This window comes from Streptomyces barkulensis (assembly GCF_002843305.1).
Taxonomy (GTDB): domain Bacteria; phylum Actinomycetota; class Actinomycetes; order Streptomycetales; family Streptomycetaceae; genus Streptomyces; species Streptomyces barkulensis.
Map to the genome: position 1 here is coordinate 31,180 of NZ_PGSG01000013.1, position 20,855 is coordinate 52,034.

The 20,855-nt window shown below is 74.5% G+C and carries 21 protein-coding genes; 8 read left to right on the plus strand and 13 right to left on the minus strand.

All coding sequences use genetic code 11. The features are described from left to right. Window positions 1-70 precede the first annotated feature (70 nt). Both CUT83_RS03580 and CUT83_RS03585 read left to right on the plus strand, forming a co-directional pair. Window positions 71-880 carry a methyltransferase domain-containing protein gene (locus CUT83_RS03580; protein ID WP_101254411.1) on the plus strand — a complete coding sequence of 270 codons (810 nt, stop codon included), beginning with the start codon at window positions 71-73 and terminating at the stop codon, window positions 878-880. Window positions 881-970: 90 nt separating this feature from the next. After that, window positions 971-1,333: a VOC family protein gene (locus CUT83_RS03585; protein WP_093849711.1), complete on the plus strand. Its 363-nt coding sequence runs from the start codon at window positions 971-973 to the stop codon at window positions 1,331-1,333. Between the two features lie 102 nt (window positions 1,334-1,435). On the opposite strand, the gene CUT83_RS03590 is transcribed toward CUT83_RS03585, so the two are convergent. The 5 genes from CUT83_RS03590 to CUT83_RS03610 all read right to left on the minus strand — a co-directional run bounded on the left by CUT83_RS03590 (window position 1,436) and on the right by CUT83_RS03610 (window position 5,054). Next, the gene (locus CUT83_RS03590) at window positions 1,436-2,359 is read right to left on the minus strand and encodes an NADP-dependent oxidoreductase (protein ID WP_101254412.1); all 924 of its coding nucleotides are present in this window, start codon (window positions 2,357-2,359) and stop codon (window positions 1,436-1,438) included. Window positions 2,360-2,463: 104 nt separating this feature from the next. Continuing rightward, entirely contained in the window at window positions 2,464-2,694 is a 231-nt protein-coding gene (locus CUT83_RS03595; RefSeq protein ID WP_101254413.1) for a LapA family protein, read from the minus strand. Between the two features lie 47 nt (window positions 2,695-2,741). Further along, a complete protein-coding gene (locus tag CUT83_RS03600; protein ID WP_338104127.1) occupies window positions 2,742-3,386 on the minus strand; it encodes a 4'-phosphopantetheinyl transferase family protein in 645 nt (214 codons plus the stop codon). 155 nt (window positions 3,387-3,541) lie between these two features. After that, the gene (locus CUT83_RS03605) at window positions 3,542-4,093 is read right to left on the minus strand and encodes a DUF6624 domain-containing protein (RefSeq protein ID WP_420882380.1); all 552 of its coding nucleotides are present in this window, start codon (window positions 4,091-4,093) and stop codon (window positions 3,542-3,544) included. A gap of 172 nt (window positions 4,094-4,265) precedes the next feature. Then, window positions 4,266-5,054, minus strand: coding sequence for an SDR family NAD(P)-dependent oxidoreductase (locus CUT83_RS03610; RefSeq protein WP_240957572.1), 789 nt, complete (start codon window positions 5,052-5,054; stop codon window positions 4,266-4,268). A gap of 103 nt (window positions 5,055-5,157) precedes the next feature. On the opposite strand from CUT83_RS03610, the gene CUT83_RS03615 reads away from it, so the two are divergent. After that, window positions 5,158-6,102, plus strand: a complete 945-nt coding sequence (locus CUT83_RS03615) for an aminoglycoside phosphotransferase family protein (RefSeq protein WP_101254433.1) — start codon at window positions 5,158-5,160, stop codon at window positions 6,100-6,102. 44 nt (window positions 6,103-6,146) lie between these two features. On the opposite strand, the gene CUT83_RS03620 is transcribed toward CUT83_RS03615, so the two are convergent. The 6 genes from CUT83_RS03620 to CUT83_RS03645 all read right to left on the minus strand — a co-directional run bounded on the left by CUT83_RS03620 (window position 6,147) and on the right by CUT83_RS03645 (window position 12,844). After that, window positions 6,147-7,097 carry a S66 peptidase family protein gene (locus CUT83_RS03620; protein ID WP_101254415.1) on the minus strand — a complete coding sequence of 317 codons (951 nt, stop codon included), beginning with the start codon at window positions 7,095-7,097 and terminating at the stop codon, window positions 6,147-6,149. Continuing rightward, a complete protein-coding gene (locus tag CUT83_RS03625) occupies window positions 7,094-9,109 on the minus strand; it encodes a prolyl oligopeptidase family serine peptidase (RefSeq protein ID WP_101254416.1) in 2,016 nt (671 codons plus the stop codon). Before CUT83_RS03625 ends, CUT83_RS03620 begins: the two co-directional genes overlap by 4 nt. Before the next feature lie 97 nt (window positions 9,110-9,206). Further along, window positions 9,207-10,535: a M20/M25/M40 family metallo-hydrolase gene (locus CUT83_RS03630; protein ID WP_101254417.1), complete on the minus strand. Its 1,329-nt coding sequence runs from the start codon at window positions 10,533-10,535 to the stop codon at window positions 9,207-9,209. Next, complete coding sequence (locus tag CUT83_RS03635) at window positions 10,528-11,364, minus strand: M55 family metallopeptidase (RefSeq protein WP_101254418.1); 837 nt, start codon at window positions 11,362-11,364, stop codon at window positions 10,528-10,530. The genes CUT83_RS03630 and CUT83_RS03635 overlap by 8 nt, the downstream gene beginning before the upstream one ends. Window positions 11,365-11,449: 85 nt before the next feature. Next, the gene (locus tag CUT83_RS03640) at window positions 11,450-12,187 is read right to left on the minus strand and encodes a class I SAM-dependent methyltransferase (RefSeq protein ID WP_240957573.1); all 738 of its coding nucleotides are present in this window, start codon (window positions 12,185-12,187) and stop codon (window positions 11,450-11,452) included. 180 nt (window positions 12,188-12,367) lie between these two features. Continuing rightward, window positions 12,368-12,844 (minus strand): SRPBCC family protein, encoded by a 477-nt coding sequence (locus CUT83_RS03645; protein WP_101254419.1) that lies wholly within the window; start codon window positions 12,842-12,844, stop codon window positions 12,368-12,370. A 185-nt stretch (window positions 12,845-13,029) separates the two neighbouring features. On the opposite strand from CUT83_RS03645, the gene CUT83_RS03650 reads away from it, so the two are divergent. Beyond that, entirely contained in the window at window positions 13,030-14,064 is a 1,035-nt protein-coding gene (locus CUT83_RS03650) for an Rv2578c family radical SAM protein (protein WP_101254420.1), read from the plus strand. Here CUT83_RS03650 and CUT83_RS03655 read toward each other — a convergent pair. Then, a complete protein-coding gene (locus CUT83_RS03655; protein ID WP_101254421.1) occupies window positions 14,051-14,638 on the minus strand; it encodes a GNAT family N-acetyltransferase in 588 nt (195 codons plus the stop codon). The two genes, CUT83_RS03650 and CUT83_RS03655, sit on opposite strands and share 14 nt — an antisense overlap. A gap of 259 nt (window positions 14,639-14,897) precedes the next feature. Between CUT83_RS03655 and CUT83_RS03660 the strand changes: the two genes are divergently transcribed. Further along, on the plus strand, window positions 14,898-15,137 hold the full coding sequence (locus CUT83_RS03660) for a hypothetical protein (RefSeq protein ID WP_093849721.1): 240 nt from the start codon (window positions 14,898-14,900) through the stop codon (window positions 15,135-15,137). Between the two features lie 508 nt (window positions 15,138-15,645). Here the strand turns inward: CUT83_RS03660 and CUT83_RS03665 are convergent. Further along, entirely contained in the window at window positions 15,646-16,239 is a 594-nt protein-coding gene (locus tag CUT83_RS03665; RefSeq protein WP_338104119.1) for a HEAT repeat domain-containing protein, read from the minus strand. 324 nt (window positions 16,240-16,563) lie between these two features. Between CUT83_RS03665 and CUT83_RS03670 the strand changes: the two genes are divergently transcribed. From CUT83_RS03670 to ccrA, 3 genes are all read left to right on the plus strand, one after another. Further along, on the plus strand, window positions 16,564-18,348 hold the full coding sequence (locus CUT83_RS03670) for a 3-hydroxyacyl-CoA dehydrogenase family protein (protein WP_101254422.1): 1,785 nt from the start codon (window positions 16,564-16,566) through the stop codon (window positions 18,346-18,348). Window positions 18,349-18,455: 107 nt separating this feature from the next. Further along, a complete protein-coding gene (locus tag CUT83_RS03675; RefSeq protein ID WP_194074695.1) occupies window positions 18,456-19,265 on the plus strand; it encodes a TetR family transcriptional regulator in 810 nt (269 codons plus the stop codon). A 406-nt stretch (window positions 19,266-19,671) separates the two neighbouring features. Further along, the coding region (ccrA, locus tag CUT83_RS03680) for a crotonyl-CoA carboxylase/reductase (protein ID WP_101254424.1) at window positions 19,672-20,855 on the plus strand (1,184 nt) is incomplete at its 3' end.

The window sequence follows — 20,855 nt, forward strand, 5'->3', positions numbered from 1 at the left end:
GGATCCCACCTGCGTCCACATGCTGGAATCATCTTGCTCACATAGCAAGATGACGCGGTACGGTGCGCGCATGCCGAGACCGAACGCCGTGTACACCCACGGCCACCACGAGTCCGTCCTGCGCTCCCACCGGTGGCGTACCGCCGCCAACTCCGCCGCCTACCTCCTGCCCGCACTGGCCCCGGGCCTGTCGGTGCTGGACGTGGGCTGCGGCCCGGGCACCATCACCGCCGACCTGGCCGCCCTGGTCGCCCCCGGGGAGGTGGTGGGGGTGGACCGGGCCGAGGACGTCCTGGCCGAGGCCCGGTCCGCCGCCGCCGACCGCGGCCTGGGCAACGTCCGCTTCGCGCGGGCGGACGTCCTCGCCCTGGACTTCCCCGACGACTCCTTCGACGTCGTCCACGCCCATCAGGTCCTCCAGCACATCGGCGACCCGGTGGCGGCGCTGCGCGAGATGCGCCGGGTGTGCCGCCCCGGCGGGGTGGTCGCCGCCCGCGACGCCGACTACGCGTCGATGGCCTGGTACCCCCTGGTGCCCGGCCTGGACGACTGGCTCGGCCTGTACCACCGGGTGGCCCGGGCCGGCGGCGGCGAGCCGGACGCGGGCCGCCGGCTGCTCTCCTGGGCCCGCGAGGCCGGTTTCACCGACGTCACCGCGGGCGCGGACGTCTGGTGCTTCGCCACGGAGGCGGACCGCGCCTGGTGGAGCGATCTGTGGGCGGAGCGCACCACCGGCTCCGCCTACGCCCGCCTCGCCGTCGAGGGCGGGCACGCGGACCGGGCGGAACTGGAGCGGATCGCCGCCGCCTGGCGCGAGTGGGGCGGACGGCCCGACGGCTGGTTCTCGGTGCCGCACGGGGAGATCCTGTGCCGGACCTGAGCCGGTCCCCAGGCGGCTCCGAGGCGGCCCCCGGCCTGGGGCGGCGGGGCGCGCCTGACACCGTACGCGCCCCCAACTAGGCTCCTGGGCATGGAGATTCTGGGTACTGCGCTGCGTGTGTGTGTCGACGACCTGGACGCGGCGGCGGGCGTGTACGAGCGGCTCACCGGTGCCGAGGCCATGCGGTTCGCGCAGGGCCCCGTCTCGGCGGCCGCGGTCGGCCCCTTCCTGCTGATGAGCGGCCCGCCCGGACCGATGGAGGTCCTCAGCAAGGTCGCCGCCACGCTGGCGGTGGGGGACGTGGAGGAGGCGGCGGCCGATCTGCGGGCCGTCGGCGCCGAGATCATCGCCGGCCCGCAGTCCACCCCCATCGGCCGGAACCTGGTGGCCCGCCACCCCGACGGCTCGGTCTTCGAATACGTCGACCGCCGGCAGGCGGGTGCGGAGGGGTAGCCCGCCGGCAGGCGGGTGCGGAGGGCCAGCCCTCCGGCAGGCGGACCGGGGGAACTGACGCGGGGGCCCGCCGGAAGGCGGGCCCCGCCCCGGGAAGCCGCGTCAGGAGACGTCGATGACGACCTTCCCCCTGGTCCGCCCGGACTGGCTCAGCCGCCACGCCTCGGCGGCCTCGGACAGCGGCACCGCCCGGTCGACGCCGACCGTCAGCCTCCCGGCGTCGGCCAGGTCCGCCAGGGCGGCGAGGTCGGCCGGGTCGGGCCTCACGAACAGGTAGTGGCCGCCCTTGGCCATCACCTCGGCGTCGACGACCGACAGCACCCGCGAGGAGTCCTTGAGCACCTGCTGCGACACCTCGATCGACTCGCCGCCGACGAAGTCGAAGGCCGCGTCCACACCGTCGGGCGCCAGCCCGCGCACCCGGTCGGCCAGCCCCTCGCCGTAGGCGACCGGCTCGGCGCCCAGCTCCCGCAGGAAGTCGTGGTTGCGCTCGCTGGCGGTGCCGATGACCCGCGCGCCCCACGCGGCCGCGATCTGCACCGCCAGCGAGCCGACGCCGCCGGCCGCAGCGTGCACCAGCACCGTGTCGCCCTCGCCCACGTCCAGCCGCCTCAGCGACTGGTACGCGGTGAGCCCCGCCAGCGGCAGCCCCGCCGCCTGCCGCCAGCTCAGCGCGGCGGGCTTGCGGGCCAGGGTGCGCACGGGCGCGGCGACCAGCTCGGCGTAGGTGCCGTTCTGCGCCCAGTCCTTGCGGACGTACCCGATCACCTCGTCACCGGGGGCGAACTCCTTCGCGTCCGGGCCGGTGCTCTCCACCACGCCCGCCACGTCCCAGCCGGGCACCAGCGGGAAGTGGGCGTCGAGGACCGGGTCGAGGTAGCCCGCCCCGACCTTCCAGTCCACCGGGTTCACCCCGGCCGCCTTCACCCGCACCAGGACCGCGTCGGGTCCCACCTTGGGGTCGGGAAGCTCGGTGAGGGTCAGGTCGTCGGGTCCGCCGTACTCGTTCAAAGCGATTGCCTTCATACCCCGCACAACTTCCCCGCCCGAGAAGATCATTCCCCCGTCCGCCCGACAGGCGCGCGAACGGCGGCACCTCGCCGCCCGCCGTCCGCCCCGGCCCCGCCCCGCTATCTGCGCCGCACCAGATACATCCCGGACAGCAGCCCGATCACGCCCGGGATCAGCAGCGCCACCCACAGAGGCATGGTCACGATGGGGACCAGCAGCCTGATCTCGGTCTGCTCGGTGTTCTGGAAGACGAAGACCAAGGTGGCGGCCAGCAGCAGCAGGACCAGCACCCTGCCCGGGGTCAGAAAGCCGCGCGCGCCGCCGTCGCCCGTTCTCCGGTGTGTGCTCATGCCACCACCATGGGCGCGGGGGCCGCCGCCCGCCCGCCGGGCCGCCCCTACGGAACGCTCCCCTCCCCCGTACGGGTGGCGGCGACCGCCACGGCCGCCGCGTAGCCCTCGGGCGCGGCCACGTCGGTGAGCTCCCAGCCGGGGACCGCGGCGGGGGTCGCCAGACTGCCGACGTAGGTGGTGTCCGGGCTCTCGCCCAGACCGGCGCCGGTGCCCTTGAGATACGCCTCCTTCCTCGTCCAGCAGCGGGCGAAGGCGGCCGGCCGGTCGGCCGGCGCCAGCCTGCCGATCTCGGCGCGCTCGCGCGGATGGAGGGCGGAGACTGTCTCCGCGACGACGGCGGCCGTGGGACACGCCTCCACGTCGGCCCCGACGGGCGCGTCGTCGAGGGCGATCAGCACCACGTCGCCGGCGTGCGACAGCGAGAAGTGGACCGGATTGCCGGGTACGGCCGGGCGGCCGTGCGGCCCGCCGCACAGCGGGCACGGCTCGCGGGTCAGGGGAACGGCGGCGGGCTCGGTGCCCAGGACCGCGGCCAGCTCCAGGCGCAGGGCCGTGTGGGCGACCCGGTAGCGGTCGCGGTCGGCCTCCCGGACGAACGCCGCGCAGCGGGCGCGCTCCTCCTCCGACAGCACCGCGCCGTCGGTTGCGCCGGCCGCGTGCTCGGACACGCGCAACAGGTGCAGCTTCAACCCGCCTCCTAGGGTGTCGCGCCGCCCGTCAGGGACGTCTGACGCAGGTGTAGGCGCCGAAGAGGCGCCCTTCGTACTCCGCCTCCACTATCTCGAACCCGGCCCTCTCCGGCATCGGTTCCGGCCCCGCGGCCTCACCCGTCCGCCTCGGGTTTTCAGCGCGGCCCGCCGGGCGCGTGGCGGGCGGTGTGCTCGGCGAAGGGCGCGATGCCGACCTCGACGCGCAGGGCGTCCACCCGGACGGAGTCGGGGTCGGCACACGGCCAGGGGACGGGCACGCCGTCGCGCACGCCCGCGATCTGGGTGCCGTAGATCTGCGAGCGGCCCTCGTTGACCAGGACGCGGTCGCGGAGGAAGGCGAGGTGGCGCGGGCTCGCCCCGCCGTCGGCCACGGCCCGCTCCAGCAGGCGCAGCGCGCGGCGCTGGAGGCCGAGTTGGCGGTCGGCGTGCTGGGCGACGAGCCAGGCGCCGGTGGCGGCCTCCTCGCCGACGTCGGCCTCGGCCGGCCAGCCGTGCTCGTCCAGGATCCGCTCCAGGCGGTCGCCGTGTTCGGCGGTCAGTCTGCGCCAGGCGAGCTGCTCGGCGAAGTCGTCGCTGCCCGCCAGGTGCGCCGAGCGGGTCTGCTCCCGCTTCATCTCGCGCAGTTCGGCCGCCACATCCTCCGGGATGCCGCCGGAAGCCGCCGTCATGTCCTCCGCGTCCTCCATGTCCTCGCTCCCCTTCCTCCGGGCCGGGCGGGTCGGTCCCGCCGGGCCAACGGTAGGCGCGGCGGGCGGCGGGAAGATCGGCCCGGAGAACGGTGACATCGAGGGCCGGAGCGGCGAGAATGGATACACGCCCCGGCCCCCTCTGTCCCGCCCCCGCCGTCCGCCGCCCGGTTCAGGCGGTGAGGCCGCCGTCCACGGCGATGGAGGCGCCGGTGATGTACCGGCCCTGGGCGCCGGCCAGATGCGCCACCGTCGCCGCGATCTCCCCGGGCCTCCCGTAGCGCCCCAGCGCCGTCAGTCCGCTCTGGTAGTCCGCGCCCGGCCCGTCGGCGGGGTTCATCCCGGTGTCGACCGGGCCCGGATGGACGAGGTTGGCCGTGATGCCTCGCGGGCCGAGTTCCCGGGCCAGCGCCTTGGTCAGGCCGGTCAGCGCGGCCTTGCCGGTGGCGTAGAGGGAGGCACCGGGGAAGGCGACGCGCTCGGCCACGCAGCTTCCGACGGTGATGATCCGCCCGCCCTCCCCCATGTGGGCGAGGGCGGCCTGGCAGGCCAGGAAGGGGGCGCGGACGTTGACGTACAGCGTCCGGTCGACGTCCTCGGCAGCGATCTCGCCGATCGGTGCGACCAGGCCGATCCCGGCGTTGTTCACCAGGATGTCGAGCCGCCCGAACTCCGCCGCGGCCGCGTCGACGGCGGCGCGTACGGCCTCCGGGTCGGCGCTGTCGGCGCGCACCACCAGGGCGCGGCGGCCCAGCGCCTTGATCTTCTCGGCCACCCGCCGCGCGCTCTCCTCGGAGTCCCGGTGGGTCAGCGCCACATCGGCGCCGTCCCGGGCGAGGCGGAGCGCCACGGCCTCGCCGATGCCGCGGCTGCCGCCGGTCACCAGCGCCGCCCTGCCGTACAGGTCGTTCATATCCGCTGTGTCGTTCATGCCGGTCGTCTCGGTCGTTTTCGTGGACATGGCTCGATCCTGGCGCGGCGCGGTCCGGGAGTCCGGCGGCATTCGGACGTCGCGTTCGGCGGCGGGGAGGGTGCGGACCGCCGGCCCGCCTATGCTCGCCCCCATGACGTCCGCGGATCCGGTGCCGCCCGGCCTGCCCGTGGTGAGGACCGTCTCCGGCTACCCGGGCGGGCCCGAGTGGCTGGGCCGACTGCCCGCCCTGATCGGGGAGTTGGCCCAGCGGTGGGAGCTGGTGCCCGGTGAGCCGTTCGCCGGGGGCAGCGTCTCGTGGGTGGCGCCGGTGCGGCGCGCGGACGGCTCGGAGGCGGTGCTCAAGGTGAGCTGGCCGCACCGGGAGGCGGCCGGGGAGGGCCAGGCCCTGCGGCTGTGGGACGGTCGGGGCGCGGTGCGGCTGTACGAGCACGACGCCGGGCGGTACGCACTGCTGCTGGAGCGCTGTACGCCGGGCACCGAGCTGGGCCGGGCCGCCGGACTCCCCGTCGAGGAGCGGCTGCTGGCCGGGGCGGAGGTGCTGCGCGAGCTGTGGAGCGCGCCCGTTCCGCCGGACGCGGGGCTGGAGACGGTGGCGGAGGTGACCGCCGGGTGGGCGGATCTGGCCGAGGGGCGGATGGCGCGGCTGCGGCCTCCCGGCTTCGATCCGGCCCTGGTGGCGCTGGGGGTGCGGCTGCTGCGCGAGCTGCCGGGGACGGCCGCCCGCCAGGCGGTGGTGCACGGCGACCTCAATCCCGGCAACGTCCTGGCCGCCGGGCGGCGGCCCTGGCTGGCGATCGACGCCAAGCCGATGACCGGTGATCCGCTGTACGACCCCTGGCCGCTGATCGAGCAGATCGGCTACGCCTTCGGGCAGCCCGTCCCTCGTGACGTGGCCGCCGCGCGGTGCTCGCTGGTGGCCGGCGCGCTCGGCGAGGACGCGGGGCGGCTGATGGCCTGGGCGGTGGCCCGCCGCGTGGAGTCGGCGCTGTGGGCCGTGGCCGAGGGCGGCGACCTGGAGGCGGGCACGGCGATGATGGCCCAGGTGCGCACCCTGGCGGATCTGGCGGGGCTGTAGCTCCCCGAGGCTGTGAGCCGCGGCCCGGTGGGAGCCGGCGCCGCTCAGACCAGGGCGGGCTCGTCGAGCGTGAGCGTGCGCGTGTCGGCGTCCAGGGCGGCACGGACCCCCAGCGGCACGGTCAGGGTCGCCGGGCCGTGTCCGAAACCCATCTCCTCCACCACCGGCACCCCCAGCGGGGCGAGGCGGTCCAGCAGCACCTCACGGACCCTCTCGTACGGGCCGCAGTCGTGCCAGGAGCCGAACACCACGCCCGCCACCCCGTCCAGTTCGCCGGAGCGCAGCAGGTGGGTGAGGTAGCCGTCGAGGCGGTACGGCGGCTCGCCGACGTCCTCCAGCAACAGGATGCCGCCGTCCGGGCGGGCGCGGTCCCGCCCGGGGACGCCGGTCTGGCCGGCCAGCAGCGACAGGCAGCCGCCGTAGGTGGTGCCGGACGCCCGGCCGGGCACCAGCGTGCGGGCGGTCGGGGAGGTGATCCGCGTGACCGTCTCCGGGGCGAGGAGGGTGGCGCGCAGATGCTCCTGGGTGGGGCCGTCCTTGAGGAAGGAGACGGTGGCGGGCATCGGGCCGTGCAGGGTGGCCAGGCCCAGCCGGGCCGCGAACGCCTCGTGCAGCACGGTCAGGTCGCTGTAGCCGACGAAGGGCTTGGGGCCGGCCGCGCGCATCGCGTCCCAGTCGGCCAGGTCCACCATCCGCTGGACGCCGTAGCCGCCGCGGGCGGCGAGGACGGCCGCGACGGACGGGTCGCACCAGGCCTCGGTCAGGTCGCGGGCGCGGTCGGCGTCGGTGCCGGCCAGGTGGTCCAGGCGCGGATGGACGTCCAGGACGTGCGGCATGACCTGCGGGTCCAGGTCCCAGCCGCGCAGCACGTCCACTCCGGCGTCCAGCCGCTCGCGCTCCACCGGTCCGCTGGGCGCCACGATGGCCACCCGGTCGCCGGGGCGCAGCCGCCGGGGCCGGGTGAGGGCGGGGCGCGGTGGTGAGGGAGGTGTCATGTGGTCAGCTCCAGCCGGGGGACGTCCGGACGGTCGAATCCGAAGACCTGTGCGTACAGGGAGAGTTCGGCCTCCACGGCCCGGGTGATGGTCTGCGCCCTGCGGAAGCCGTGGCTCTCGCCCTCGAAGGCGAGGTAGGCGTGCGGCACTCCGCGGCCGGCGACCTCGGCCAGGAAGCGGTCGCACTGGGCGGGCGGGCAGATCACGTCGTCCAGGCCCTGGAGCAGGAGGAAGGGGGCGGTGACGCGGTCGGCGTGGTGGACGGGCGAGCGGTCGCGGTAGCGCTCGGGGTGCTCCTCGGCGCGGCCGACGAGGGAGACCAGGTACCGCGACTCGAAGTCGTGCGTCTCGCCGGTCGCCCAGCCGGCCAGGTCGAGGATGGGGTAGCTGATGGTCCCGCAGGCGTACAGGCCCTCGGTCAGCGGCGAGGTGAGGGAGACCGCGGTGGTCCAGCCGCCCGCGCTGCCGCCGCGTATGGCGAGCCGGGCGGGGTCGGCGGTGCCCTCGGCGGCCAGGGCGCGGGCGACGGCGGCGCAGTCCTCGACGTCGACCACGCCCCAGTTCTCCCGCAGCCGGTCGCGGTAGGCGCGGCCGTAGCCCGCCGAGCCGCCGTAGTTCACCTCCGCCACGCCGATGCCGCGCGAGGTGAAGTAGGCGATCTCCAGGTCCAGTACGAGGGGCGCCCGTCCGGTGGGCCCTCCGTGGGCCCACACCACGTACGGCGGCAGCTCGCCGTCGGGGGCCGCGGCGGCGGGGTGGCGCGGGGGGTACAGGTGGGCGTGGATCTCGCGGCCGTCCGGGCCGCGGAAGACGCGCTCGGCGGGGTCGGGGTAGTACGCCGGGTCGACCAGGTCGGTGTGGGCGGAGCCGACGACCAGGGTGTGGCCGGTGCGGGTGTCCAGCTCCACGACCTCGTACGCGCCGCGCGGGCTCGCGGCGACGCCGATGACGCGGGTGCCCGCGGCGGCCAGGGTCGGGGCCCACTCCGTCCACGGCCCGGGGGCGTCGGCCAGTTCGCCGGTGGCCGGGTCCAGGACGCCCAGGCGCAGGGAGCCGCGGCCGTGCAGGACGGCGACCGTGCCGTCCTCCAGCGGCTGGAACCACTGGTGGCCGATCTTCCACAGCGGCCCGCCGAACTCCTCCTCGCGCGGGCACAGGGGGGTGGGCCCGTCGGCGGCGCCGGCGGCGTCCACGTCCAGGCGGTACAGGTTCCACCAGCCGCTCGCGTCGCCGGTGTACAGCAGCGAGCCGTCCGCCGCCCAGCCGACCTGCGCCACCGACTCCCGTGTGCCGCCGGCTACGGCGCGGACACCGGCGAAGCCGCCCTCGGCGGTGACGTCGGCGAGGCGGACGACCGTGCCGTCCCAGGGCATCCGGGGGTGGTCCCAGACCAGCCACGCCGCCCTTGTGCCGTCCGGGGAGAGGCGGGGGCCGGTGGTGAACCGGTCGGCGTCACCGGTCAGTTCGCGGACCCGGGAGCGGTCGGAGGCCGCCGAGCCGTCCAGGGGCACGGCCGCGATCACCCGGCGTACGTCGGTGGGCCGCTCGCCGGTGAACTCCTCCAGCACGCACCACACCTCGCCCCGCTCCGGCAGCACCACCGGATCGGCCCAGCGCAGGCCCTCGCCGAGGGCCGAGACGGGGGTGAGGGGGCGCGGCTCGGCGCCGGGGGCGTCCGGTTCGAAGGCGTACATCCGCTGGTCGGCGTGGCGGACGAAGACGACCAGCGGTCCGCCCGCCTCGCGCGCTGCCCCGGCCCAGGGTCGCCCGCCGTACTCGATCACCCGGCTGCGGACGTTCCACGGCTCGGGCAGCACCGACTCGGCGGGGCCGGACCCGTCCGGGCGCAGCCTCATCAGCGCCCGCCGCCCGCCCTCGGCCGGGCGGGGCTCGGTCCACCACACCTCCGCGCCGACGGTGCCCGCGTACTCGGGGTGGCCGTCGTGCGCGGCGACCAGGCGGGCGTCGATCGGTGACTCCCAGGTGCCGTACGGGGCGGTGGCGTACGTCATCGTGCGCGGCTCCTCGCGGGCTCGGCGGGTTCCTCGGAAAAGGGGTGCGGCGGGGTACGGCCGGGGCGGCTCGGGGCCGCCCCGGCCGTACCGGGGCTCAGAGGGCGAACAGGGCGCGGTCCATGACCCGGACGCCGAAGTGGAGCGCGTCCACGGGGACACGCTCGTCGACGCCGTGGAACATCGCCTGGTAGTTCAGCCCCTCGGGCAGCCTCAGCGGGGTGAAGCCGTAGCCCGTGATGCCCAGTTCCGCGAACTGCTTGGCGTCGGTGCCACCGGTCATGCAGAACGGGATGACGTGGGCGTCGGGGTCGAAGTGCTCCAGGGACTCGCGCAGCACGGCGAAGGTGCGCGAGTCGACCGGCGCCTGGAGGGCCGGGCCGCGGTGGTAGAACTGCCAGTCCACGTCCGGGCCGGTGAGCTCGTCCATGGTGGCGGTGAACTCCTCCTCGGTGCCGGGGAGCATCCGCCCGTCCACATGCGCCTCGGCGGTGCCGGGGATGACGTTGATCTTGTAACCGGCCTTGAGCCCGGTGGGGTTGGTGCTGTTGCGCACGGTGGCCTCGACCAGCTTCGCGGACGGGCCCAGCTTGGCCAGCAGGGCGTCCACGTCGAAGTCGGGGGCGTCGAAGTCCGGGGCGTCCAGCCCGTGGAGGCGGGACAACTCGGTGAGGGCGGCGCGCACCGTCCTCGACAGCCGCACCGGCCAGGCGTGCTCGCCGATGCGGTGCACCGCGGCGGCCAGCCGGCTCACCGCGTTGGCGCGGTTGACCTTGGAGCCGTGCCCGGCCCGGCCGGTGGCGGTCAGCTCCATCCAGGCCGTGCCGCGCTCGCCCGCCGCGATCGGGTAGAGCTGCAGGCCGCCGCCGGCGTGGAAGGTGTAGGCGCCGGACTCGCTTATGCCCTCGGTGCAGCCCTCGAACAGCTCCGGGTGCTCGCGGGCGAGGAAGTCGGCGCCGTACTGGCCGGTGTCCTCCTCGTCGGCGGTGAAGGCGAGGACGATGTCGCGGCGGGGGCGCACCCCGGCCCTGGCCCAGGCGCGGACGACCGCGAGGACCATCGCGTCGGCGTTCTTCATGTCGACCGCGCCGCGGCCCCAGACCACGCCGTCGCGGACCTCGCCGGAGAAGGGGTGGACGGTCCAGTCGGCGGGCTCGGCGGGCACCACGTCCAGGTGGCCGTGGACGAGCAGCGCGTCGGCGGAGGGGTCGGTGCCCTCGATGCGGGCGACGACGTTGGTGCGGCCGCGGACCTTCTCCAGCACCACCGGCTCGATCCCGGCGTCGGAGAGCTTCCCGGCGACGTACTCGGCGGCCTTGCGCTCGGTGCCGTCGCCGTTGCCGAGGTTGACGGAGTCGATGCGGATCAGCTCGGAGGTGAAGGCGACCGCCTCGTCGAGTGCCCGGTTGTCGATGCGCTCAGCCATACTGCTCCTCCACTGCGGCAGAGACGACCGTGGTGACCGCCTTGAAGGTGCGGATCCCCTCGTACATGGACGGCGATGTGTACGCCACCCGGCGCTCACCCGTCTGCTCCACGCCGGGCACGACGGTGGCCGCGCCGGCCAGGTGCTCGGCGTCGAACTCGATCTCGACCGCGCGGGGCCGGGGGCCGGTGGGCTCGTGGCGCACCGCCAGCGCGGCCGCCTCCTTCGCCGCCGCGCGGATGTCGGCGGCGGTGCGGGCGGGGGTGCGGCAGACGGCGGCGTAGCGGGAGACGTAGTCCTTGACGGCGACGCCGCGCGCGGCGGGGGCGTAGCCGCGGGCGTCGTCGCAGGTGCGGTCGTCGCCGGTGACCAGGACGACGGGAACGCCGTACTCGGCCACCACCGCGGCGTTGAGGCGGCCCTCACTGGCCCGCTCGCCGTCCAGCCACACGCCGGTGAGGGAGTTGGCGAGGTAGGTGTGGGCCAGGACTCCCTCGGCTCCGGCGCCGGTGTGGTAGCCGACGAAGGCGATGCCGTCGACGTCGCCGTGCTGGACGCCCTCGACCATGCTGAGCGACTTGTGGCGGCCGGTGAGCATCTGGGCGCGGTCGTCCAGCTTCTCCAGCAGCAGGTTGCGCATCGTCCAGTGCGCCTCGTTGACCAGCACCTCGTCCGCGCCGCCGTCGAGGAAGCCGGCGATCGCCGCGTTCACGTCGGAGGTGAACATCGGGCGGCAGCGTTCCCACTGCGGGGTCCCGGGCAGGACGTCGGCGGGCCAGGTCACCCCCGTGGCGCCCTCCATGTCGGCGCTGATCAGGATCTTCGTCATGGAAGGCCACGTTACGCCCAGCCCGGGCGGCGTCAAAGACCAGGGTGGGGCGCCGGGCCGGTGTCACCGGTCCACACCTTCGGCGTCACTCGCCGCGGCCCACCACCAGCCAGTTCGACGGCAGGTCGAGGCGTGAGCCGTCCGGTTCGAAGTCGGTCGTGGACAGCGGGAGCGAGCCGCCGGCGAGCACCTTCAGCCCGGCCGCGGTGAACGGCCCGGCCTGCTCCGCCGGTTCCTCCCCGGGGATCTGCGGGGCGCCCGGCGTGTGCGGCAGGTCCGGGAGGCCGGGGGTGTCGGGGGTGTCGGGGGAGCCGGGCGGTTCGGTGGGGTGGGCGGCGCCCGCCCCCCGGGCCAGGGCCGCGTCGGCCTCGGGCGCGGGCTCCACCACGAAGGCGCGGCCGCGCTCCCCCACCAGCGCCGCGACGGACTCGGCGACACGGGCGCGGCCGGCGGGTCCGCTGCGCCGCAGGACGCCGCGCAGGTAGACGTTGGCGTCGCCCAGTTCGTCGTGCAGCCGCCGCATCGCGGCGGGGTCGGCGGCGTCGAGCTGCCGGAAGTCGGGCGCGGAGCGCCCGCCGGCCCCCTCCCCCACCGCCGTCCGGGCGCGTTCCAGGACGGCGGCCGAGCGGTCGATCCCGACGCACGGGTGGAAGCGTCCGGCCAGGAAGACCGTCTGGGCCCCGTTGCCGCAGTCGGCGTCGACCAGCGGCAGGTCCGGGGCGAAGTGCTTCTCGAAGATCGGCATGTGCACGGCGGCCGTGATCGCGGGGTCGGTGCTCCGGATGCCCTGCGAGGAGCCGCCGTCTTGGAGTGTGGCGTTCACGGGATCGCTCCCTGGTCATGTCTGCGGGCCGCGGGTACGGCCGCCGGGAGAGCCCGCCTACCCCGTCCGGCGCGGTTCGTGCATCCGGGCGCGCCCCCGTCCGGCCGGGGCGCCGCGGGGTGGAACGCGGCAGATCGGAACGGGGCGGGGGTCGTGAGTCAGTCGGGGTTCGGCGGGCTGTCAGGCGCCCGCGCGGCCCTCGGTCTCGGTCTCGGTCTCGGTCTCGGCGGCGAGGTTGGCGAGCAGCTCGTCGTAGACGCGGGCGAGCCCCTTGGGGGCGAAGGCGCGCTCGAAGAAGCCGCCGACGCCGCCCGCGCCCTTCCACTCGGTGGTGACGGTGACCCGCGAGGCCCCCTCGGCCGAGCCCGGGGTGACGGTCCAGGTGGTGACCATCGAGGAGTTGCGGTCGCGCTCGACCAGCTGCCCCTCCATGGGCTCGTCCACCTCCATCAGGCAGTCGCGGACCCGCTTGGAGGTGGCCTGGAGCCTCCAGTGGACGAGCGTGCCCTTGCCGTCGCCGCCCTCGCGCACCTCGTACTCGCTGAACTGCCCGGGCAGCAGCCTGCCCCGGGTGCCGCTGTAGTCGGCGAGCGCGTCGAACACGTCCTCCGGGCGGGCCGCGATCTCGCGCTGCGTGGTGGATTCGACCTGCGCCATGGCTGCTCCCCTGGGAGTCCTGGTGATTCCGGTGGTCCGGGTGGTCCAGCGGCTCCGCCGTGACGGCCGGCCGTCGCGGCGGCCGCTGACGCCAGCCAACCACCCGCGACGCGCCCGCCCAAATCGGGGTTACCGTCAATGGGAACAGATGTTCTATTCTTGTGCGGGCCGAACGAGGAGATCGCATGCGCTGGGACAATCTGCACCGGGAGGGACCGGACGCGAGCGGCACCGCCGCCCTCTTCGGCTCCGACGTGGTCACACGCACGGTCGACACCCCGGAGTTCAGGGGCGTCACCTTCCACGAGGTACGGGCCCGTTCGATCATCAACCGGGTGCCGGGCGCCTCCCGGATGCCGTTCGAGTGGACCGTCAACCCCTACCGGGGCTGCTCCCACGCGTGCGTGTACTGCTTCGCCCGCCGCAGCCACGGCTATCTGGACCTGGACACCGGGACCGGTTTCGACACCCAGATCGTGGTGAAGACCAACGCCGACCGGCTGCTGCGCCGGGAACTGGCCTCCCCGCGCTGGCCGGGCCACCACATAGCCATGGGCACCAACGTCGACTGCTACCAGCGCGCCGAGGGCCGCTACCGGCTGATGCCCGGCATCCTGACCGCCCTGCGCGACCACGCCAACCCGTTCTCCATCCTCACCAAGGGCACCCTGATCCTGCGCGACCTGGACCTGCTGCGCTCGGCCGGAGCGGTGGCCGAGGTGGGCGTCTCGGTGTCGGTGGCCTTCCTGGACGAGGAGCTGTGGCGCACCGTCGAGCCCGGCGCCCCCGCCCCCGAACGCCGCCTGGAGGTGGTGCGCGCCCTCACCGACCACGGCATCGGCTGCGGGGTGCTGATGGCCCCGGTGATCCCGTTCCTCTCCGACAGCCCCGACAAGCTCCGCGCGACGGTGCGGGCGATCGCGGCGGCGGGCGCGACCTCCGTCACGCCGCTGGCCCTGCACCTGCGGCCGGGCGCGCGCGAGTGGTTCACCGCCTGGCTGGCCCGGCACCACCCCGGCCTGGTGGGCCACTACGAGCGGCTGTACGCCGACGGCGCCTACGCCCCGCGCTGGTACCAGCGCCGGATCACCCGGCAGGTGCACGAACTGGCCGAGGAGTACGGCATCGGACCGTCCCGGCCGGGGGCGCACCGGGGCGTCCCCGAACCCCGGTGCGCCCCCGAGCCCGAGCCGGGCCCGACGCAGCTCACCCTGCTGTGAGGCCCGCCCCGGCCGGCTCGCGCGTGTAGCGCACCTCGGCCACGGGCGTCCCTCCGGCGTCGAAGAGCGACCTCGCCCCGTCCGGGGCGAAACCCGCCGCCGCGTAGAAGCGGCGGGCCCGCTCGTTGCCCTCCGCCACCCACAGCCGCAGCCGGGGCGTCCGGCGCGCGCCCGCCCGCCGCACCACCTCGGCCAGCAGCGCGCGCCCGATACCCGAGCCGATGCGCTCCGGCTCCACGTACAGGGCGTACAGCTCGCCGTCGCGGCAGTCCTCGCCCTCCTCGCACCCACCGCCGCCGCTGCCGCCGTCCTCCCCCCGGCACGGGCCGAGGGCGGCCCAGCCGGTGACACGGCCGCCGCCGTCCACCGCGACCAGGTCGGTGACCGTCTCCCGCGTCGCGGCGAAGGTCTCCCGGCGCCGGGCGGCGTACGCGGCGGCGTCCATTGCCTCCAGGTACTCACGGGGCATCAGACGGCGGTACGCGTACCGCCAGCCCCGCACCCGCAGCGCCGCCACGGCCTCCAGGTCCGCCTCGGCCGCCTCCCGTACACGCACCGGCTCCCGTCCGTTCACCGTCGCCCCCTCGCTTCCCTCTTCCGTTCCCCGTTCGGACGCCTCCACCGGGGCGCGAGGAAGTGATGCAACCCTCCCCCTGCGTTAGAGTAAAGCCGCTCGCCGACATGGTCGGCCTGCTTCCACGCCACCTCCGGGGCCACCGCTCCGTCGTCGTCCGGAGCCTCGGGGGTGGCCGCCCCCAATCGCACCGCAGACACCGCAAGGACCCGCGGTCCGCCGCCACCGTACGGCGGCCGCCGGGGGAAAGGCATCAGGGATGGCCGTCTTCAAACTGCAACTCACGGATGGCGGGGAGAGACTGGTCGAGGCCGGGCGCGCCGGACGCACCGCCGACGGCCAGATCGTCATCGAGGACACCGACTCCCTGGGCGTGTGGGACTGCCTGGAGGAGTACCCGGCCGACCGCGTGAGGGCGGTCTGGCGGCGCGGCCCCGCCGAGAGCGGCATCTACACCTGGATCCCGCAGCCCTCCGAGGGGAGCTGGTGGAGCTACTGACGGCTCCCGCGCCTCCGGCCGGCCGCCGGGCCGGCCGGAGGCGCGGGGCCGGAGACACGGGACCGGACCGTTCGCACCCCCGGCCGGCATGCCACCGCCCCCGCGCCGGATGCCCGGGGCGCCCGCGCACTCGCCCTGCCCCCGTCGAGGCCCCCACCTGGCTCCGCCTTGGAAGCACCGCCTCCAGACCTTCTGTGTCGTATTTCACAAGGCCGCACACGGAAACGGCCTGCGTTTCGCAGCCTGACGGCCGTTTCATCTCTTACGTCGGGAGAGAGTTTCCCGACTCTCCCCCGGGACGCCCCCGGGGACACATCGGGGAGCAGCGGACGCGCGGCGCCGTGTGTCGGCCCCGGCCGGGGCCGACGACCCCGGCCCTCCCGGGCTCCGGTCCCGCGCCGGCCGGTCCGCGCCCTCTCGGGCGCCCTGACCGGCGGTCGGCCGCCGACCGCCGCGGCCCGCCTCCACGGGGACACCGGCGGCGGCGCCCGGTACCGGCCCCGCCGGATCAGAGTCTGCACAGCGCCTCGTCGGCCGCCGCGCGCAACTCCTCGCGCTCCCGGGCGGCCAGCAGCACCAGCCGGGCCCGCGCGTCGCCCAGCGCCCCGAGCCCGTCCACGCAGGCGCGGGCCACCTGCCAGTGGTGGACGGGGCCGGCCAGCAGCCGGTCCAGGACGCGGATCAGGGTCGGCGCGGACTGCGGCGCGCGCAGGGCGGCCAGCAGCCGTACGGGGTGCAGCGCGTAGGAGGTGCGCAACTCGTTGGTCGCCAGCGCCGCCGCCGCGCGGGCGGTACGCGGATCGCCCAGACGCAGCAGGGCGCGGGCCGCGGCGGCGCAGCGGGCCGGTTCACGGTGGTTGAGCAGGAACACCAGTGTCTCGAAGGCCCGGGGATCCCCGGCCCGGCCCAGGGTGCAGGCCGCCAGTTCCCGGGCCCACAGGGGGCGGGCGGGTGCGGTGAGTTCGGCGGCCAGCGCGTCACGGGCGGCGGCCGTGTCCCGCCGGGCCAGGGCGAGCAGCCGCTCGTACTCCTCCGGATCCGCCTCGACCCGCAGCCGGTCCACCATTTCGCGGTCCATCGTGCCCGCCCTGCCCACCGGCACGTCACCTCCCTGTGGTATGTGCCACATTCCTGGAAGCGGTCTACCCTCTGGCATTCGGGTTACCCGCAGGTTAGCCTGCTCATCGGAGCGGTACCCCCGCTCAGTCGGACGGCCTGGTGACGCAGCCGTTCGCGTGCAGTCGGTTCAGCACGCACATACACGCATACACGCAGGTCGAGCACGGCCCCGGGACAGGGCCGCTCTCGCTCGTTCCACGCCTGCGCAACGCCGAGGGCCCGGCGCTCCCACGCGCCCCCGCCCGCCCTTCTCCCCTTCTCTCCACCGCAGTCGTCACCGTCTCTTCCTCTTCTCTGGAGTCCCGTGATGGACCGTCCCACCCTCACCACTGTCGCCGTGGTCGGCCTCGGCACCATGGGCACCGGCATCGCCGAGGTCCTGGCCCGCGCCGGCCGCGAGGTCATCGGCATCGACACCGACGAGAACGCCGCCCGCCGGGCCGTCGCCGCGCTGGATGCCTCCACCGCCCGCGCCGTCGAGCGCGAACGGATCACCGAACAGGAGCGGCGCGACGCCCTCGCCCGCTTCCGCACCTTCTGCGACCTCCAGGCCGCGGCCGAGGCCGATCTGGTCATCGAGGTGGTGCCGGAGGACTACGGGCTCAAGCAGCGTGTCATCACCGAGCTGGACGGCATCGTCAAACCGTCGGCCGTCATCGCCACCGGCACCAACGCCCTGTCGGTCACCCGGCTCGCGGCCGACTCCGCGCACCCCGAGCGCGTGCTGGGCATGCACTTCTTCAACCCCGCGCCCGCGATGAGGCTGGTGGAGATCGTCTCCTGTGTGCTCACCTCCCCCGAGGCGGTCGCCGCGGTCACCGATCTCGCCGTCGATCTGGGCAAGGAGCCGATCCCGGTCGGCGACCGGCCCGGCTTCGTCGCCGACGGGCTGCTGTTCGGCTACCTCAACCAGGCCGCGGCGATGTACGAGTCGAAGTACGCCACCCGCGAGGACATCGACGCCGCGATGCGCCTGGGCTGCGGTCTGCCGATGGGCCCGCTCGCCCTGCTGGACCTGATCGGCGTCGACACCGCCCGCACCGTGCTGGAGGCGATGTACGCCGAGTCCCGTGACCGGCTGCACGCCCCCGCCCCGATCCTGGGCCAGCTCAGTGCCGCCGGCCTGACGGGCCGCAAGGCCGGGCGCGGCTTCTACACCTACGAGGCGCCGGGCTCGGCGACGGTGGTGCCGGACGCGCTCACCCCGCGCGAGGGCGAGCTGCGGGGCACCCCGCGCCAGGTGCGCTCCGTCGGAGTGGCGGGCTCGGGGACGATGGCCAGTGGCATCGCCGAGGTGTTCGCCAAGGCCGGCTACGACGTGGTGCTGGTCGCGCGCAGCGAGGAGAAGGCCGAGACGGCCAGGGCACGGATCGCCTCCTCGCTGGAGCGGTCGGTGCGGAAGAGCCGGATGAGCGCCGAGTCCCGCGACGAGACGCTCGCCAGGATCACCCCGGCCGGCTCGCTGTCGGCGATGGCGGACGTGGATCTGGCGGTCGAGGCGGTGGCCGAGGACCTGGAGGTCAAGAAGGGCCTGTTCGCGACGCTGGACGAGGTGTGCAAGCCGGGTGCGGTGCTGGCCACCACCACCTCCTCGCTGCCGGTGGTCGCCTGCGCCCGCGCGACCTCGCGCCCGCAGGACGTGATCGGCATGCACTTCTTCAACCCCGCCCCCGCGATGAAGCTGGTGGAGGTGGTGAGCACCGTCCTGACCGGCGACGACGTCCACGCCACCGTGCGCGATGTGTGCGCCAGGATCCGCAAGCACCCGGTGGACTGCGGCGACCGGGCGGGCTTCATCGTCAACGCGCTGCTGTTCCCGTACCTGAACAACGCGATCAAGATGGTGCAGGAGCACTACGCCGACATGGACGCCGTCGACGCGGCCATGAAGCTCGGAGGCGGCTACCCGATGGGTCCGTTCGAGCTGCTGGACGTGGTCGGTCTGGACGTCTCCCTGGCGATCGAGAAGGTGCTGCACGAGGAGTTCCGCGAGCCGGGCCTGGCCCCGGCGCCGCTGCTGGAGCACCTGGTCGCGGCGGGCTGCCTGGGCCGCAAGAGCGGGCGCGGCTTCCGCGAGTACGCGAGGCGGTGAGCCCGGCGAACCCGGCGTTCCCGCCCCGGGCGGACTCCGGGTGGGGTGGGTTGCTGGATCCCGGCGGCCCACCCGCCGGCGGCGGCGCGCCGTGTAACGTTCCCCACATGTCGCAGTCCGTTCGGTCCGCCCGACCCAATGTGCCCAGCCAGCGTCTGAAGATGCGCCGTGAGCTGGCCGCAGCCGCGATGGAGCTCTTCGCCACCAAGGGGTACGAGGAGACCACGGTCGACGAGATCGCGGCCGCGGCGGGGGTGGCCCGGCGCACCTTCTTCCGGCACTTCCGCTCCAAGGAAGAGGCGATCTTCCCGGACCACGACGACACCCTGGAGCGTGCCAAGGCGGTGCTGGACGCGGCGCCCGCGCACGAGAACCCGCTGGACACCGTGTGCCGCGGCATCAAGGAGGTCATGCGGATGTACGCGGCCTCCCCGGCGGTGTCGGTGGAGCGCTACCGGCTCACCCGCGAGGTGCCCACGCTGCGGGAGCGGGAGATCGCGTCCGTGGCCCGCTACGAGCGGCTGTTCACCCGTTATCTGCTGGGCCACTTCGACGAGTCCGCCGTGGCCCACCGGGACGGCGACGAGGACGGCCTCGACGAGCCGCTGCTGGCCGAGGTGGCGGCGTCGGCGGTGGTCACCGCGCACAACCATGTGCTGCGGCGCTGGCTGCGCGCGGGCGGCCAGGGCGATGTGGAGGCCCAGCTGGACCGGGCCTTCGCCACCGTGCGGCGGACCTTCGGCACCGGTTTCGTCGCCGGCCGGGCCGCGGCCGACCTGCCGGCCGCGTCCGCCGGGGCGAGCGGGACGGGCTGGGCGGCCGGCCGGGAGGGCGAGGTGCTGGTGACGGTGGCGCGCGCCGACGCCCCGCTGGACCAGGTGATGCGCGCGATCGAGGAAGCCCTGCGGCGGGGCTGAGCAGCGCAGCACCGCACAGCCCTCAGCGCGAGCGAGAACCGACGCAGCCGGACATAATCAGACACAATCGGACAAGGACATACGGCCGCCTCCTCCGGGAGGCGGCCGTTTCCGTCCTCGCTCGCCGTACACCCGCTCATGCGTGCACTCGTGATGACAACTGAGAGAAATTCTTGGCACGCAGTGTCTTGTGGACTGGCACGCAGTGCCATAACGTGAGCGTTGTCCGGGCACTGTCCCCGCGGTCACTGCCGTGCGCCCGGGCGCCTGCGTCACAGGCACCTTCAGCGCTACCGCGCCGAGCCGCAGTACCACCGCCGAACCGACGGCACCAGCAGCTCACACAAAGACCGAAGAAGACCCCAGCGACCCCTCAAGCGTCCCCGAACGCTCGCCGGAGGCCACAGTGAAGGAAATCCTGGACGCGATCCTCGCGTCGGACAGCAAGCCCGCCGACTTCGCCAACCTGGCGCTGCCCGAGTCCTACCGCGCGGTCACCGTGCACAAGGACGAGGCCGACATGTTCGCCGGAATGCCCACCCGGGAAAAGGACCCCCGCAAGTCCCTGCACCTGGACGAGGTCCCCCTGCCCGAGCTGGGCCCCGGCGAGGCCCTGGTGGCGGTCATGGCCTCCTCGGTGAACTACAACTCGGTGTGGACCTCGATCTTCGAACCGGTGCCCACCTTCGGCTTCCTGGAGCGCTACGGCCGCACCTCGGAGCTGGCCAAGCGCCACGACCTGCCGTACCACATCATCGGCTCCGACCTGGCCGGCGTGGTGCTGCGCACCGGCCCCGGCGTCAACGCCTGGCAGCCCGGCGCCGAGGTCGTCGCCCACTGCCTGTCGGTGGAACTGGAGAACGCCGACGGCCACAACGACACCATGCTCGACCCCGAACAGCGCATCTGGGGCTTCGAGACCAACTTCGGCGGCCTGGCCGAGATCGCCCTGGTCAAATCCAACCAGCTCATGCCCAAGCCCGCCCACCTGTCCTGGGAGGAAGCCGCCGCCCCCGGCCTGGTCAACTCCACCGCCTACCGGCAACTGGTCTCCCGCAACGGCGCCGCCATGAAACAGGGCGACAACGTCCTCATCTGGGGCGCGAGCGGCGGCCTGGGCTCCTACGCCACCCAGATGGCCCTGGCCGGCGGCGCCCACCCCATCTGCGTGGTCTCCTCCCCTCAGAAGGCCGACATCTGCCGCGCCATGGGCGCCGAGTCGATCATCGACCGCAACGCCGAGGACTACCGCTTCTGGAAGGACGAGCACACCCAGGACCCCCGCGAATGGAAGCGCTTCGGCAAGCGCATCCGCGAACTCACCGGCGGCGAGGACGTGGACATCGTCTTCGAGCACCCGGGCCGCGAGACCTTCGGCGCCTCCGTCTACGTCACCCGCAAGGGCGGCACCATCACCACCTGCGCCTCAACTTCCGGCTACATGCACAGCTACGACAACCGCTACCTGTGGATGAGCCTCAAGCGCATCATCGGCTCCCACTTCGCCAACTACCGCGAGGCCTGGGAGGCCAACCGCCTGATCGCCAAGGGCAAGATCCACCCCACCCTGTCCAGGACGTACTCCCTGGC

What these genes read in the sequence shown, in the direction of transcription:
- CUT83_RS03580 (WP_101254411.1), top strand. Translation starts at nt 71, where the DNA reads ATGCCGAGACCGAACGCCGTGTACACCCACGGCCACCACGAGTCCGTC.
- CUT83_RS03585 (WP_093849711.1), top strand. Translation starts at nt 971, where the DNA reads ATGGAGATTCTGGGTACTGCGCTGCGTGTGTGTGTCGACGACCTGGAC.
- CUT83_RS03590 (WP_101254412.1), bottom strand. Translation starts at nt 2,359, where the DNA reads ATGAAGGCAATCGCTTTGAACGAGTACGGCGGACCCGACGACCTGACC.
- CUT83_RS03595 (WP_101254413.1), bottom strand. Translation starts at nt 2,694, where the DNA reads ATGAGCACACACCGGAGAACGGGCGACGGCGGCGCGCGCGGCTTTCTG.
- CUT83_RS03605 (WP_420882380.1), bottom strand. Translation starts at nt 4,093, where the DNA reads ATGGAGGACGCGGAGGACATGACGGCGGCTTCCGGCGGCATCCCGGAG.
- CUT83_RS03610 (WP_240957572.1), bottom strand. Translation starts at nt 5,054, where the DNA reads ATGTCCACGAAAACGACCGAGACGACCGGCATGAACGACACAGCGGAT.
- CUT83_RS03615 (WP_101254433.1), top strand. Translation starts at nt 5,158, where the DNA reads ATGACGTCCGCGGATCCGGTGCCGCCCGGCCTGCCCGTGGTGAGGACC.
- CUT83_RS03620 (WP_101254415.1), bottom strand. Translation starts at nt 7,097, where the DNA reads ATGACACCTCCCTCACCACCGCGCCCCGCCCTCACCCGGCCCCGGCGG.
- CUT83_RS03625 (WP_101254416.1), bottom strand. Translation starts at nt 9,109, where the DNA reads ATGACGTACGCCACCGCCCCGTACGGCACCTGGGAGTCACCGATCGAC.
- CUT83_RS03630 (WP_101254417.1), bottom strand. Translation starts at nt 10,535, where the DNA reads ATGGCTGAGCGCATCGACAACCGGGCACTCGACGAGGCGGTCGCCTTC.
- CUT83_RS03635 (WP_101254418.1), bottom strand. Translation starts at nt 11,364, where the DNA reads ATGACGAAGATCCTGATCAGCGCCGACATGGAGGGCGCCACGGGGGTG.
- CUT83_RS03645 (WP_101254419.1), bottom strand. Translation starts at nt 12,844, where the DNA reads ATGGCGCAGGTCGAATCCACCACGCAGCGCGAGATCGCGGCCCGCCCG.
- CUT83_RS03650 (WP_101254420.1), top strand. Translation starts at nt 13,030, where the DNA reads ATGCGCTGGGACAATCTGCACCGGGAGGGACCGGACGCGAGCGGCACC.
- CUT83_RS03660 (WP_093849721.1), top strand. Translation starts at nt 14,898, where the DNA reads ATGGCCGTCTTCAAACTGCAACTCACGGATGGCGGGGAGAGACTGGTC.
- CUT83_RS03670 (WP_101254422.1), top strand. Translation starts at nt 16,564, where the DNA reads ATGGACCGTCCCACCCTCACCACTGTCGCCGTGGTCGGCCTCGGCACC.
- CUT83_RS03675 (WP_194074695.1), top strand. Translation starts at nt 18,456, where the DNA reads ATGTCGCAGTCCGTTCGGTCCGCCCGACCCAATGTGCCCAGCCAGCGT.